We start from the raw sequence: 13,538 nt of genomic DNA, 5'->3' as shown, positions 1-13,538 counted from the left end.
CTGCGCGGCTTCTTACTCTGGCGTTAGCACTCGTCCCGACTGTCCGGGCTGGCTTTCAAGCACAGGCGGCATCGGCCTGACAGGCGGATTCGACTGCGCCTTCGGCGCCGGTGCGGGCGCGACGGGCGGCAACGTCGTCGCCGCCCCCGCCTGCGAAGCCGCCGGACCGCGCACGAATTGCTTGAAGTCCGCGCCGGCCTTCCACGGATTCGGCTCGCAGCCGAGCATATTGTCGCAATGGGCCGCGAAGCCTATCGTGGCGGTGCCTTCGTTACTCGGCGTCTTGGTGATCTGATAAGCGAGCGCGCGCTTGCCGCCCGAAGGTCCCGCTGTCTGGATGATCGAATCCGTCACGGTCTGCAACTTGTATTCGGAGTGATTCGTGACCCAGACCTGCGCGCGGCCCCACCACGCGTCGCATTCGGCTCGGTCCATGCAGGTAAGCGGCGCGGTGGCTTGCTCCATCGTTTCGGCGCTGACCTGGCCTTGCGTCGAGCAGCCGGCAAAGAGCGCGATCGACGCGGCCGCAGCCAGCGTCGATGCCGATAGCATCGTCATTTTCATTGTTTCCCCTTGCAACAGCTGTTGGTCGTGATGGTCGATAAGACACTATTTTTCGACCCGTCCGCGACCCGCGTGTTTCGGCAGGTTGCGCTCTGTTGCAAAAGGGGTAAGTCTTGCCGCTTTTTTATTGCCGCGACATGGAAAAACGGCGTCAGACGCTCACGCGATTCAGCGTGTAAGCGCGATAAGCGGCGACGAAGGCGTCGAATGAACCGGCTTCCCCGCGCTCGATAGCGGTCTGCTGCGTGAGCGACTTCGCTGCCGATTCTTCGAATTCGCGCATTTCCTGCTCTGGAAGCGGCCGATCGCGGAAGAATTCGGCATGCTGTTGGCTTATATCGAGCGCGAAGTCACCAAAGCTCTGCTGTTTGCTGCGCATTGTTTCGAGGACCCGTGCCGACGGCGTCAGCGACACATCCGCGAGCCGCGCCCGCTGTGTGTCGAGCGCGCGCATGTGTTCGTCGCCGCCGCCGAGAGCATCCAATGCCTGCGCCGCCGGTTCGATCTGGTCGAGCAACTCGACGCCCCACGCGGTCATCGGCACGTCGCGCCCGTCACGCGACAGCGTGAGCCCCGGCTTGCGCCCTTCCTTCGCGACGCGGCTGAAGTTGTCGTTGGCTTCGGCGCTCGCGTTCTGCGGCAGGAGCGGGCTGTCGTCGAGCGCGCAGAAGAGCAGATAAGCGTCCAGAAAGCGTGACGTTTGCAGCGAAATCCCGGCCGGCTCGAACGGATTGATATCGAGACAGCGCACTTCGATGTACTGCACGCCGCGCGCCGACAGCGCGTGCAACGGCCGCTCGCCCGGCTGCGTGATCCGTTTCGGACGGATCGTCGAGTAGAACTCGTTCTCGATCTGCAGCACGTTCGTGTTGATCTGGACCCACTCGCCGTCGCGCTGCGTGCCGATCGCCTCGTAGGGCGGATACGGCTGGCTGACGGCCTTGCCGAGCACGTCGAGATAGGCGTCGAGATTGTCGTAGCTCGGCAGCAGCGCCGATTGCGCCGGATTGTTCGTGTAGCCGAGATCGCTCATGCGCAGGCTGGTGGCGTGCGGCAGATAGAAGGTGTCGGCATCGAAGGCGTCGAGCGTGTGGCGCTTGCCGCGCACGAAACCCGCATCCAGCGCCGGCGATGCCCCGAACAGATACATCAGCAGCCAGCTCGTGCGGCGGAAATTGCGGATCAACGCGAAATAGCGCTCCGACTGGAAATCGACCTCGGACAGCGTGTTGTCCTCATCGAGCGCCTGCCATGCGCGCCAGACGTCCTCGTGCAGCGAATAGTTGTAATGGATGCCCGCGATGCACTGCATCGTGCGGCCATAGCGCAGCGCGAGGCCGCGCCGATAGACGTGCTTCAGCATGCCGATGTTCGACGTGCCGTACCAGCCGATCGGGATTTGATCGTCGGGAGGCAGGTCGCAGGGCATCGAATCGTTCCAGAGCAGCTCGTCGCCGAGCTTCGCGTAGACGTAGCGATGCAGCTTGTCCAGATGGTCGAGCGTGGCGGCGGAGTCGGTCATCGCGTCGGTGATGAGCTCGATGAGCGCTTCGGAGTAGTCCGTCGTGATGAGCGGATGCGTCAGCGGCGAGCCGAGCGCGCGCGGATGCGGCGTCATCGCGAGCTTGCCCTCCGGCGTGACACGCAGGCTCTCCCGCTCGATGCCGCGCAGACCCTGGCGCAGCGCGGCTGCGCGCGGGCCCGCGGAGAGCGCCGAGAGGCGGTGCCGGAAGGCGTCGGTGGCGAGGTGGGCGGAATTCGTGTTTGGCATCTAGGGCGGCGCGTGCGACCGGGCGCAATAGGATTCGCCCGATTCGATTTTTGAATAGCGGGCACTTTAACATCTCGGTGTTGAGCGTGCTTGGAGCCAATGCTGGTAAGGGTTTGAGGGGTTTTGGGGCGGGCAGTTCGGGCGGGTTCGGGCGGTTATTGCGGGGCTTTCGCGTCTGCCTCAGCCCCCCTTCGCACCGCCCGCCTTATCCGCGATCTCGTTCCACACATGCAGCGCGGCATATGCGCGATACGGCCGCCACGCGTCGGCCCGCGCGCGTAATGCCTTCGCCTTCGCCATCGACGGATCGCGCGCCGCCAGCGATTGCATCAGGATCAGATCGGTGCCGGGCCACGCGTCGGGGTCACGCAGCGCGCGCATCGCGACGTACTCGACGGTCCACGGCCCGATGCCAGGCATCGCGAGGAGGGCGGCGCGCAGTTCGTCGCGGTCGGCGCGCGGGTCGTCGAGCGGCAGCGCGCCCGATGCCACCTCGCGCGCGAAGCCCTGCAACGCCGCGACGCGCTTGCCCGGCATGCCGATTTTGTCCATGTCGGCGGCGGCGAGCGCGGCGGGCGTCGGGAAGCGCCAGGCGGTGTCGGCGTGCGGGTGATCGGCGAGTTGCGTGCCGGTGCGCTCGACGATCCGCCCGATGATCGTCGATGCCGCCTTCACGCTGACCTGCTGCCCGACGATCGCCCGCACGACCAGCTCGAAGCCCGACCACGCGCCGGGCACGCGCAGCCCGGGCGCGGCATCGACGAGCGGTGCGAACCAGGGGTCTCGGGCGAGGTGCGCGCCGATCGCGGGGGCGTCGGCGCGCAGGTCGAACATGCGAGTGAGATGCTTGCCGATTGCTTTCGCGTGGCGGGCGACGTCTCCTTCGAGCGTCGCGACGAGGCATGCTTTTTTGGGATGACGAGTGACGCTCAGGGTGCCGGCGGCGACGGTGCCATCGTTGGCATCGGCGTCGGGCCATTCGATCGCGCGCCGGTAAGCGCCCGCTTCGATCGTTTCGACGCCGCGCGTCGCGCGTCCGGCGAAAAAGCGCAGGACGCGCGGCCAGTCGTAGGGTTCGACGAAGGGGAGGGTTACCGTCGCGGTGGGTGCTGGGGCGGCTTTTGCGCCATTTCTACCGCTGCCACTGGTCGGTGCGGGCGGCGCATGCGCTGCGGCTAGCACACCGGCCGCGCCGGCAGCACCAGACGCACGTACCTTACCTACTGCATCAGATGCACCGGCCGCACCAGACGCACCGGCCGCACCAGACGCACCCGACGCACCCGACGCACCCGACGCACCCGACGCACCCGACGCACCCGATGCACCCGATGCACCCGATGCACCCGATGCACCCGCCGGCTCAATTGCATGAGCCGCACAAGACGCATCAGCCGCGCGCGCGGCAGTCGCCCCCGCCGCCGCCGCGCTCGAACTCCGCCGTTGACCGCGGCTCCCGCTCACGCGACCTCATCCTTATCACTGCCACCAGCCGCACCCCTCGACCGCTCGGCCTTCAACAACGCGGCCTTGCGCGGCGCGCCCCACCGATACCCCGCCAACCCGCCGCCCTTCTGCACGACGCGATGACAAGGAATCGCCAGCGCCACGGGATTCGACGCACACGCATTCGCCACCGCCCGTACAGCACGCGGCGAGCCGAGCGCATCGGCGATATCGGTATAACTGCGCGTCTCGCCATAAGGAATACGCCGCAGCGCATCCCACACGCGCTGCTGGAAAGCGGTCGCACCGATGTCGAGCGGCAGGTCGAAGCGCTCGCGCGTGCCGTCGAGATACGCGCGAATCTGCGCGACGAACGGCGCCAGCCGCTCGCGATCCTCTACGCGCGCCGCCTCCGACAGTTCCGCCGCCAGTTCGCCCTCCAGCGCGCGCGGATCGTCGCCGAAAGCGATCTTGCAGATGCCCTTGTCCGTCGCGGCGACGAGCACGATGCCGAGCGGCGTCGCGTCGGTGGCGAAGCGCACGGTGAGCCCGGCACCTTTCCTCCGATACACCGAAGGCGTCATCCCGAGCTCGGCCGGCGCCGCTTCATACATCCGCGACGGCGAGCCAAAGCCCGCATCGTGACTCGCGCGGGTGACGTTCTGTCCGCGCTGCAAGCCGTCGCGCAACGCCTCGGCGCGGCGCGCGGCCTGATACTGCCGCGGCGAAACGCCGACCACGCGCGAAAACAACCGCTGCAAGTGAAACGGACTGACGTGAACCGCGTCGCTCAGTTGCGCGAGCGTGAGGCGCTGCTGCGGATCGGCGTCGAGCGCCTTGCATGCGCGCTCGACGATCGCCAGTTCGCGCGGCAGGCTCGTCGGCTGGCAGCGCTTGCACGGTCGATAGCCGGCATTTTCGGCGGCATTCGTCGTGGAAAAGAACTCGACGTTCTCCCGGCGCGGCGCCCGCGACGCGCACGAAGGCCGGCAGAACACGCCAGTCGTGCGTACGGCGAAGAAGAAGGCGCCGTCGGCGTGGGCGTCGCGTTGCACGACGGCCTGCCAGCGGGTTTCATCGGAGGAAAAAGCGGTATCGGACGGGATTTCGAAAGCGGTGTTCATGACAAACCTCGATGGCTCTGGGTACGCGACTACTGTAGAGCGTCGCCTTCGAGGGTACGCGCCGGTTCTTGCGCTGTCATTTGTCGATTGAGGCGCGCGAGTGTGTCTCAGATGCGACAAATTGGCGCCATAGGGGTTTGCACTAAAAAAACTATTGCGTCGCACCAAGTCGCTATGTATTATTGGAACTGTCTCCTCCATGTCTCCTCCTGATATGGATTCAGCCCGCTCCGCAACGAGCGGGCTTTTTTTCGCCTGTACGCTTTGCAGCAGGCCGTTCCACAGGGCGCTGTACACTCGTTTTTCAAGCTCAAAGAAACAAGGAGCGGCGATGCCCTTCACCATCCGCGACATCGATCACGTCGTGATTCGCTGTGCCGATCTCGACAATATGGTTCGCTTTTACGAAGCCGTGCTCGGATGTCCGGTGGAGAAAGAGCAGCGCGACTTGGGCCTCGTGCAATTACGTGCAGGCCGCGCGCTGATCGATTTGCTGCAGATTGGCGCGAAGATCGATAGGCCGGAGAGCGGCCCGGCCGGCGCGGGACGCAACATGGACCACTTGTGCCTGCGCATCGAACCATTCGATCCAACCGCGCTGCACGACCATTTGACCGAAAATGGCGCGCGAATCGGCGAAGAAGCCCGTCGGTACGGCGCCGAGGGCTTCGGCCCGTCGCTGTATTTCTTCGACCCCGAAGGCAACATGATCGAACTGAAAGGGCCGTCCGAGAAATGACCGCTATTTCCCCGGCGCCTTCAACACCGTCCATGAGATCGCCACCGGATCGACCGTCGCGCTTCCAAGTGATACCTCGCCGTCCTGCACGGTCATTTGCAGGCGCATCGTCCGCTCAGCAAGCGCGCGCAGCCGTTCCGCGACGCCATCCGCCAGCGACCACACCGTCACGTTCTGCATCCGCTCGACCTTGGCCCTGACGCCCTGCCACCAGATATCGGCGGTGCGTCCCGCGTACGCGATCACGATTACGCGATCCGCGCGCCCACTCGCCTTCGCAATGCGCCGCTCGTCCGGCTGGCCGACGTCGATCCACGTCTCGATTTGCCCCGTCAGGTCCTTCTGCCAGAGGTCGGGCTCGTCCGTGTCGGACAAGCCCTTGCAGAATTCGAGCCGCTCGCTCGCGAACATGCCAAACGCGGCGACGCGCACCATCATCCGCTCGTCGGTTTCCGACGGATGGCGCGCGATTGTCAGCGAATGATCGCCGTAGTAGTGCCGATCCATGTCGGCAATCTGGAGTTCCGCTTTGTAAATCGTCGATTTGAGGGCCATGCAACACCAAAAAGCCGTCCGTGCGGGCCGGCTGAGTAAGAAGTTTTAAGCGGACGAGGCCTCGAAGGACGTGCCGTAGACCTCGATGGCCGCGTCGCGCAACGCGTTGAGCACGACGGTCGCTGCCGGCGACAGCAGTTGCGTTTGCCGCGTGATGATACCGAAAGCGTCCATCCGGCAAGGCAAATCGATCGCCAAGCGTTTCAAGACGCCGAATTGCTCGTACTGGCGCGCGACTTCCTCGGGCACGACCGCCAGCATGTCGCTTTGCAGGAGCAGGCTCGAAATCGCCAGAAAATTGTTGGTATTAACGACATTTTGCGGCGGATTGAGCCCGATTTGCGAAAACGCCAAATCGAAGCGATGCCGCAGCACGCTCCCCGGCGGATGCAGCACCCAGCTCGCGTTCACGATCGCACGCAGTGTGAGGCCGGTCGCGTTCTCCATCGGATGGCCGGGGCGCGCGACCACGCACAGCGGCTCGTCGGCGAGCGGCTCATAGCGCACGGCGTCCTTGAACTGGCCCTGCCGCTCGAGCACGCGGCCGATCATGATGTCGAGCTCGCCCTGCGCGACGCGCGGCAGCATCACGTCCGAGGTTTCCACCTGCAGCCAGATTTCGAGTTGCGGATAGCGCGCCTTCACCCGCGACAAAGCGATCGGCACCATCGTCGCGACGGCGGTCGCGATCGAACCGATCTGCACCTGTCCGACGAGCCCCGCGCGCAACGCCGAGATTTCGTCGTGCGCCTGGCTCAGGTTCGACAGCACCATCCGCGCGTGGCGGATCATCACTTCGCCGTAGAGCGTCGCGTGCATCCCGTGTGGCGTGCGGTCGAAAAGGCGCACTTCGAGCACGTCCTCCAGTTCCTTCAGAAGCCGCGATGCCGCCGGCTGCGTCATGCCGAGGACGTCGGCGGCGCGGCGCACGTTGCCTTCCTCCTCCATCGCGGCGAGTAGCAGCAACTGGCGCGTCTTCAGCCGCGCGCGCACGAACCAGTTCGAATAACTCTGAGGCATGGCATCTGCTCGATTTTGAGATGCACGATGATGACATGCCAACTTTGATATGGCTACGGGCCGAAAACTGATTGGAAAGTCATCGCGCGACTGGTTACGCTGCGAGCACTTACCCATGCATCGCTAGTCCACGCCCACGCCGATGAAACGCGAATCCCACGTTCCGCCGCTTTTCAAGCACTACCTGAACGGTGGCTGGGAGACCAGCGCGACCGTCGGGCTGTCGCAGAATCCGTCGGATCTGGACGAACCCGTCGGCGAGTACGTGCGCGCCGATGCGCGTCAGGCCGACGCCGCCATCGATGCCGCCAGCGCCGCGTTTCGCGAGTGGTCGCAGTCGAACGTCGCGCGGCGCGCCGAGGCGCTCGATGCGATCGGCAGCGAAATTCTCGCGCGCAAAACGGAGCTCGGACGGCTTCTCGCACGCGAAGAGGGCAAGACGCTGCCCGAGGCCGTTGCGGAAGCGGCGCGCGCCGGGCACATCTTCAAGTTTTTTGCGGGCGAGGCGCTGCGCATCCCGGGCGAGCATCGCAGCTCGGTGCGCTCGAATATCGATATCGATATCACGCGCGAGCCGGTCGGCGTGATCGGCATCGTCACGCCGTGGAATTTTCCGCTCGCGATTCCCGCGTGGAAGATCGCGCCCGCGCTCGCCTATGGCAACTGCGTGGTGTTCAAGCCGGCGGAGCTCGTGCCGGCCTGCGCGTGGGCGATCGCCGACATCATCAGCCGCTCGGCGCTGCCCGCCGGCGTGTTCAACCTCGTGCTCGGCAGCGGGCGGCAGGCGGGCGCGCGCATCGTCGGGAACCCGCTGGTGCAGGGCGTGAGTTTCACCGGATCGATGACGACCGGGAGCGCCGTTTTGCAGGCCGCCGCCGCGCGCCACGCTCGCGTGCAGTTGGAGATGGGCGGCAAGAACCCGCTCGTCATATTGAACGACGCCGATCTCGACACCGCCGTCGATGCCGCCATCAACGGCGCGTATTTCTCCACCGGACAGCGCTGCACGGCATCGTCGCGGCTGATCGTGGAGGCGGGCATCCACGATCGTTTCGTCGACGCGATGCTCGCGCGCCTCGCTGCGTTGAACGTCGATCACGCGCTGAAAAAGGGCGCCGACATCGGCCCGGTCGCCGACGAGCGGCAATTGCAGCAGAACCTCGATTACGTCCTGATCGGGGAGAAGGAAGGCGCGCAACTGCTGCACGGCGGCCGCGTGCTGGAACGCGCGACGCGCGGCTATTTCATGGAGCCCGCGCTTTTCACCGGCACGCCGGACATGCGGATCGCGCGGGAGGAGATTTTCGGGCCGGTCGCCGTGGTGATCCCCGCCGACGACTACGCCCACGCGCTGCATCTCGCGAACGACACGCCGTTCGGCCTGTGCGCGGGCATCTGCACGCAGTCGCTCAAGTACGCGCGCCATTTCAAGCGCCACAGCCAGAGCGGCATGGTGATGGTGAACCTGCCGACGGCGGGCGTCGATTTTCACGTTCCGTTCGGCGGCACGAAGGCGTCGAGCTACGGCGCGCGCGAGCAGGGCGCGTACGCGGCCGATTTCTACGCGACGATCAAGACCGCCTATGTAGCGGGCTAGAACCCGGGCATCACGGGGCGAACGGGCTGGAAGCCTGCGTCCATCGATTCATCCAATGGAGACAAGCACCATGACCAGCAAGCTTCGCCGCCTAACCCTGTCCGCGATCGCGGCCGCCACGCTCGCCGCGCCGTTCGCGGCGCAAATGTCCGCACGCGCCGACGAGCCCGTCAAAGTCGGCTTCCTCGTGAAGATGCCGGAGCAGGCGTGGTTCATCAACGAGCAGAAAGCCGCGAGCGCGCTCGGGCAGAAGGAGAACTTCTCGGTCGTGAACATCGGCACGCCGGACGGCGAGAAAGTGCTCGCCGCCATCGACAACCTCGGCGCCCAGGGCGCGCAGGGCTTCGTGATCTGCGCCCCTGACGTGCGTCTCGGACCGGCGATCGCGCAGCGCGCGAAGCGCTACAACATGAAATCCGTCACGGTCGACGACCAGCTCGTCGATTCCAGCGGCAAGCCGCTGCCGAACGTGCCGCATCTCGGGATGTCGGCGTTCAAGATCGGCAACCAGGTCGGCACGGCGATCGCCGAGGAAATGAAGCGGCGCGGCTGGAAGCCGGAGGAAGTCGGCGCGCTGCGCATCACGAACTACGAATTGCCGACCGCGAAACTGCGCACCGACGGCGCCACCGAGTCGCTGCTGGCCGGTGGCTTCAAGAAGGAAAACATCTTTGACGCCCCGCAAAAGACGACCGACGACGAAGGCGGCTTCAACGCGGCATCGCCCGTGCTCTCGCAGCATCCGGACATCAAGAAGTGGGTGGTCTACGCGATCAACGAAGAAACCGTGCTCGGCGCCGTGCGCGCGACCGAGCAACTGAAGATTCCCAGCAAGGACGTGATCGGGGTCGGCATCAACGGGGCGGGCGAGGCGTTCGCCGAATTCCAGAAGAAGGAGCAGACGGGCTTCTACGGCACGATCGCCGTCAGCTCGACGATGCACGGCAAGGACAGCACGCAGAACCTCGTCGACTGGATCAAGAACGGCAAGCAGCCGGCCGTCGACACGCAAACCACCGGCAAGCTGATGGTGCGCGGCAACTGGCAGGAAGTGCGCAAGGAACTGGGAATTTGAGTTTTTTTGTGCGAGGGCCGCGCTTTGGACGCGGCCCCGGCTCCCTGCATTCAGAGGTCGCTTCATGACGGAAATCGCGGTCGCCACGGCCGATCTCTATCTCTCGCTCGACAACATCACCGTGCGCTTTCCCGGCGTGCTCGCCCTCGATTCCGTGTCGCTCGGCGTGTGCACGGGCGAAGTCCACGGCCTGATGGGCGAAAACGGCGCGGGCAAATCGACGCTGCTCAAGGTGCTCTCGGGCGTCAACCAGCCGGCGGGCGGCGGGTTGTCGCTGAACGGCGTCGAACAGCAGTTCACGACGACGAAGGCCGCCATCGATGCAGGCGTCGCGATCATCTATCAGGAACTGCACCTCGTGCCGGAGCTAACGGTCGCGGAAAACCTGATGCTCGGCGCGATGCCGAACCGCTTCGGCGTGCTCGACGAGAAGGGCCTCGTCAAGCGCGCGATCGCGGAACTCGACCGGCTCGGCGAGAAGATCGATCCGAACATGCCGGTGAAGCATCTGTCGATCGGGCAGCGGCAGATGATCGAGATCGGAAAGGCGCTGATGCGCAACGCACGCGTGATCGCCTTCGATGAACCGACGAGCTCGCTGTCGTCGCGCGAGACCACGCAGCTCTTTCGTATCATCAGCACGTTGCGTGCGGAAGGGCGTGCGATCATCTACGTTACGCACCGGATGGACGAGGCTTACGAACTTTGCGATCGCGTGACCGTATTTCGAGACGGACGGCGCATCGAGACTTTCGAGGAAGTCGACGGACTCGATCGCGACCGGCTGATCAGCTGCATGGTCGGCCGCTCGATCCGCGACGTGTACGGCTACCGGACGCGCGACATCGGCGAAGTGCAACTCGACGTGAAAGGGCTGATGGGGCCGGGTCTTTCGGAACCGGCATCGTTCAGTGCGCGAAAGGGTGAAATTGTCGGCTTCTTCGGGCTGGTCGGCGCGGGGCGTTCGGAACTGATGAAGCTGATCTACGGCGCGGTGAAGCCGTCCGCTGGCGAAATCGTGCTCAAGGGCGAAAAGCGCAAGTTCAACACGCCGCGCGACGCCGTGCGTGCGGGTGTCGCGCTGTGTCCGGAGGATCGCAAGCAGGAAGGCATCGTCGCGATCGCGTCGGTATCGGACAACATGAACATCAGTTGCCGTCGCCATCACAGCGCGCTGCACATCCTCGATGCGCGCAAGGAAGCGGCCACCACCACCGATTTCATCGCAAAACTCGCGATCAAGACGCGCAACGGCAACACGCCGATCGGCACGCTCTCCGGCGGCAACCAAAGGAAGGTGATCTTGTCGCGCTGGCTCGCGGAGCAAATCGACGTCTTCCTGATGGACGAACCGACGCGCGGCATCGACGTTGGCGCGCGCAGCGAAATCTACGGCCTGCTCTACGGACTCGCGGAAGCGGGACGCACGGTGATCGTCGTGTCGAGCGACCTGGCCGAGGTGATCGGCGTGGCCGACCGCGTGATCGTGATGCGCGAAGGAAAGATCGTCGGCAACTTGCCGAAGGCGCAGGCGTCGCCGGATCAACTGATCAAGCTCGCGCTGCCCGGCTGAATTCACGGACCAGGACATCATGCAGACCACCAATGCACCCGTCACCAATCAGCCGAATCCGAAGGAAAGCGTCGGCGCCCGGGCGCACGCCGCGCGCACGTGGGACCTCATCAACAAGTCGGGCATCGTGATGGTGTTCGTGATCCTGTTCGTCGCGCTCTCGCTGTCAGTGCCGGGTTTCTTAAGCTCGCGCAACATGCAGGGCCTGCTGCTCTCGGTCACGCTGATCGGCTCCATCTCCGTCACGATGATGTTCGTGCTCGCGCTCGGCGAAGTGGATCTGTCGGTGGCGTCGATCGTCGCGTTTTCGGGCGCCACGGCCTCGACGCTGATCACCGCGACGCACAGCGTCGCGCTCGGCATCGCGGGCGGCGTGCTGGCGGGCGGCGCGGTCGGCCTCGTCAACGGCGTGCTGATTGCGCTACCGGATCAACTCGCTGATCGTCACGCTCGCGATGATGGAAGTCGTGCGCGGCCTCGCCTACATCACTTCCCACGGCGACGCCGTCATGATCTCCGAGGAATCGTTCTTCGAACTCGGCGGCGGCTCGTTTCTCGGCATTCCCTATCCGATCTGGTCGAACATCGTCGGCTTCGTCTTGTTCGGCTTTCTTCTCAAAAAGACCGTGTTTGGCAAGAACGTGCTCGCGGTCGGCGGCAACGGCGAGGCGGCGCTGCTTGCCGGGCTGCCGGTCACGCGCATCAAGATCACGGTGTTCGTGCTGCAGGGACTCGTGACCGGCTTTGCTGGCGTGATGCTTGCGTCGCGGATGAGTCTCGGCGATCCGAAGACGTCCGTCGGACTCGAACTCGGCGTGATTTCGGCTTGCGTGCTCGGCGGCGTGTCGCTGACGGGCGGCGTCGCGACGATTTCCGGCGTGCTCGTCGGTGTGCTGATCATGGGCTCGGTGCAGGACGCGATGAGCCTCATGAACGTACCAACGTTCTATCAATACCTGATCCGCGGCGGCATCCTGCTGCTCGCGGTGCTGTTCGACCAGTTCCGCCGCAGCAAGCGCGTGGTCTGAAGCCGGACGACGAGAATATCTGGAGGAGCAACGATGGCTGATTCGAACAAGAAGCCGCTGCGCAGTCAGGCGTGGTTCGGCTTGCAGGACCGCGACGGGTTTCTACACCGTTCGTGGATGAAGAACCAGGGCATTCCGCACGACAATTTCGATGGCCGGCCGGTGATCGGCATCTGCAATACGTGGTCGGAACTGACGCCCTGCAACGCGCATTTTCGCGAACTCGCCGAGTATGTGAAGCGCGGCGTGCGCGAGGCGGGCGGCCTGCCGCTCGAGTTTCCGGTGATGTCGCTCGGCGAGACGAACCTGCGCCCCACCGCGATGCTGTTTCGCAATCTGGCTTCGATGGACGTCGAGGAATCGATTCGCGGCAATCCGATGGACGGCGTGATCCTGCTCGTCGGTTGCGACAAGACGACGCCCGCGCTGCTGATGGGCGCCGCGTCGTGCAATCTGCCGGCGCTGGCGGTCTCCGGCGGGCCGATGCTGAACGGCAAGTTCCGCGGCAAGAACATCGGCTCGGGCACGGGCGTGTGGCAGATGTCGGAGGAAGTGCGCGCCGGGACGATGACGCAGGAAGAATTCACCGAAGCCGAATCGTGCATGAACCGCTCGCGCGGCCACTGCATGACGATGGGCACGGCCTCCACGATGGCGTCGATGGTCGAATCGCTCGGCATGGGCCTGCCGCACAACGCGGCGATTCCGGCCGTCGATGCACGGCGTCAGGTGCTCGCGCATATGGCGGGGCGGCGCATCGTCGATATGGTTCGCGAAGACCTCACGATGGACAAGATCCTCACGCGCGAAGCCTTCGAGAACGCGATCCGCACGAACGCGGCGATCGGCGGATCGACGAATGCGGTGCTGCATCTGATCGCGTTGGCGAAGCGGATCGGTGTCGAGCTCAATCTCGACGATTGGGAGTTGGGCTCGGACGTGCCGTGTCTCGTGAACTTGCAGCCATCGGGCGAGTTTCTGATGGAGGATTTTTACTACGCGGGCGGTTTGCCTGCGGTCCTGAAACTGATGGGCGACCAGGGGCT

Annotated in this window: 11 protein-coding genes and 1 pseudogene; 6 read left to right on the top strand and 6 right to left on the bottom strand. The window is 64.9% G+C overall.

What is annotated here, in order from left to right; translation table 11 throughout:
• Positions 1 to 12: 12 nt before the first annotated feature.
• From AWB67_RS20325 to ada, 4 genes are all read right to left on the bottom strand, one after another.
• Entirely contained in the window at positions 13 to 564 is a 552-nt protein-coding gene (locus AWB67_RS20325) for a hypothetical protein (protein WP_087658033.1), read from the bottom strand.
• Between the two features lie 151 nt (positions 565 to 715).
• Positions 716 to 2,335 (bottom strand): glutamate--cysteine ligase, encoded by a 1,620-nt coding sequence (gene gshA, locus AWB67_RS20320; RefSeq protein ID WP_087658032.1) that lies wholly within the window; start codon positions 2,333 to 2,335, stop codon positions 716 to 718.
• 180 nt (positions 2,336 to 2,515) lie between these two features.
• Positions 2,516 to 3,517 carry a DNA-3-methyladenine glycosylase family protein gene (locus tag AWB67_RS20315; protein WP_087658031.1) on the bottom strand — a complete coding sequence of 334 codons (1,002 nt, stop codon included), beginning with the start codon at positions 3,515 to 3,517 and terminating at the stop codon, positions 2,516 to 2,518.
• Between the two features lie 278 nt (positions 3,518 to 3,795).
• Positions 3,796 to 4,905: a bifunctional DNA-binding transcriptional regulator/O6-methylguanine-DNA methyltransferase Ada gene (gene ada / locus AWB67_RS20310; protein WP_087658030.1), complete on the bottom strand. Its 1,110-nt coding sequence runs from the start codon at positions 4,903 to 4,905 to the stop codon at positions 3,796 to 3,798.
• Positions 4,906 to 5,236: 331 nt separating this feature from the next.
• Between ada and AWB67_RS20305 the strand changes: the two genes are divergently transcribed.
• Positions 5,237 to 5,644, top strand: a complete 408-nt coding sequence (locus AWB67_RS20305; RefSeq protein WP_087658029.1) for a VOC family protein — start codon at positions 5,237 to 5,239, stop codon at positions 5,642 to 5,644.
• 3 nt (positions 5,645 to 5,647) lie between these two features.
• Here AWB67_RS20305 and AWB67_RS20300 read toward each other — a convergent pair whose 3' ends face one another.
• Positions 5,648 to 6,199 (bottom strand): YaeQ family protein, encoded by a 552-nt coding sequence (locus AWB67_RS20300; RefSeq protein WP_087658028.1) that lies wholly within the window; start codon positions 6,197 to 6,199, stop codon positions 5,648 to 5,650.
• A 45-nt stretch (positions 6,200 to 6,244) separates the two neighbouring features.
• Entirely contained in the window at positions 6,245 to 7,219 is a 975-nt protein-coding gene (locus AWB67_RS20295) for a LysR family transcriptional regulator (protein ID WP_087658027.1), read from the bottom strand.
• Between the two features lie 142 nt (positions 7,220 to 7,361).
• On the opposite strand from AWB67_RS20295, the gene AWB67_RS20290 reads away from it, so the two are divergent.
• The 5 genes and pseudogenes from AWB67_RS20290 to AWB67_RS20270 form a co-directional block, all read left to right on the top strand.
• Entirely contained in the window at positions 7,362 to 8,816 is a 1,455-nt protein-coding gene (locus AWB67_RS20290; RefSeq protein WP_087658026.1) for an aldehyde dehydrogenase family protein, read from the top strand.
• Between the two features lie 70 nt (positions 8,817 to 8,886).
• Positions 8,887 to 9,891 carry an arabinose ABC transporter substrate-binding protein gene (locus tag AWB67_RS20285; protein WP_087658025.1) on the top strand — a complete coding sequence of 335 codons (1,005 nt, stop codon included), beginning with the start codon at positions 8,887 to 8,889 and terminating at the stop codon, positions 9,889 to 9,891.
• Positions 9,892 to 9,955: 64 nt separating this feature from the next.
• Entirely contained in the window at positions 9,956 to 11,464 is a 1,509-nt protein-coding gene (araG, locus tag AWB67_RS20280) for an L-arabinose ABC transporter ATP-binding protein AraG (RefSeq protein ID WP_087658024.1), read from the top strand.
• Positions 11,465 to 11,594: 130 nt separating this feature from the next.
• A pseudogene (gene araH, locus AWB67_RS20275) lies at positions 11,595 to 12,492 on the top strand (L-arabinose ABC transporter permease AraH).
• Between the two features lie 33 nt (positions 12,493 to 12,525).
• Positions 12,526 to 13,538: dihydroxy-acid dehydratase (locus AWB67_RS20270; RefSeq protein WP_200822269.1), on the top strand; the 1,013-nt coding region annotated here is incomplete at its 3' end.

Origin of the sequence: Caballeronia terrestris (assembly GCF_001544515.1) — a bacterium.
Taxonomy (GTDB): domain Bacteria; phylum Pseudomonadota; class Gammaproteobacteria; order Burkholderiales; family Burkholderiaceae; genus Caballeronia; species Caballeronia terrestris.
This window is presented reverse-complemented; position numbering and strand designations above follow the sequence as displayed.

Bases quoted from the DNA above. Each gene is read 5' to 3' on its own strand.
- ada (WP_087658030.1), bottom strand. From the start codon at position 4,905: ATGAACACCGCTTTCGAAATCCCGTCCGATACCGCTTTTTCCTCCGAT.
- AWB67_RS20285 (WP_087658025.1), top strand. From the start codon at position 8,887: ATGACCAGCAAGCTTCGCCGCCTAACCCTGTCCGCGATCGCGGCCGCC.
- gshA (WP_087658032.1), bottom strand. From the start codon at position 2,335: ATGCCAAACACGAATTCCGCCCACCTCGCCACCGACGCCTTCCGGCAC.
- AWB67_RS20290 (WP_087658026.1), top strand. From the start codon at position 7,362: ATGAAACGCGAATCCCACGTTCCGCCGCTTTTCAAGCACTACCTGAAC.
- AWB67_RS20325 (WP_087658033.1), bottom strand. From the start codon at position 564: ATGAAAATGACGATGCTATCGGCATCGACGCTGGCTGCGGCCGCGTCG.
- AWB67_RS20295 (WP_087658027.1), bottom strand. From the start codon at position 7,219: ATGCCTCAGAGTTATTCGAACTGGTTCGTGCGCGCGCGGCTGAAGACG.
- AWB67_RS20305 (WP_087658029.1), top strand. From the start codon at position 5,237: ATGCCCTTCACCATCCGCGACATCGATCACGTCGTGATTCGCTGTGCC.
- AWB67_RS20300 (WP_087658028.1), bottom strand. From the start codon at position 6,199: ATGGCCCTCAAATCGACGATTTACAAAGCGGAACTCCAGATTGCCGAC.
- araG (WP_087658024.1), top strand. From the start codon at position 9,956: ATGACGGAAATCGCGGTCGCCACGGCCGATCTCTATCTCTCGCTCGAC.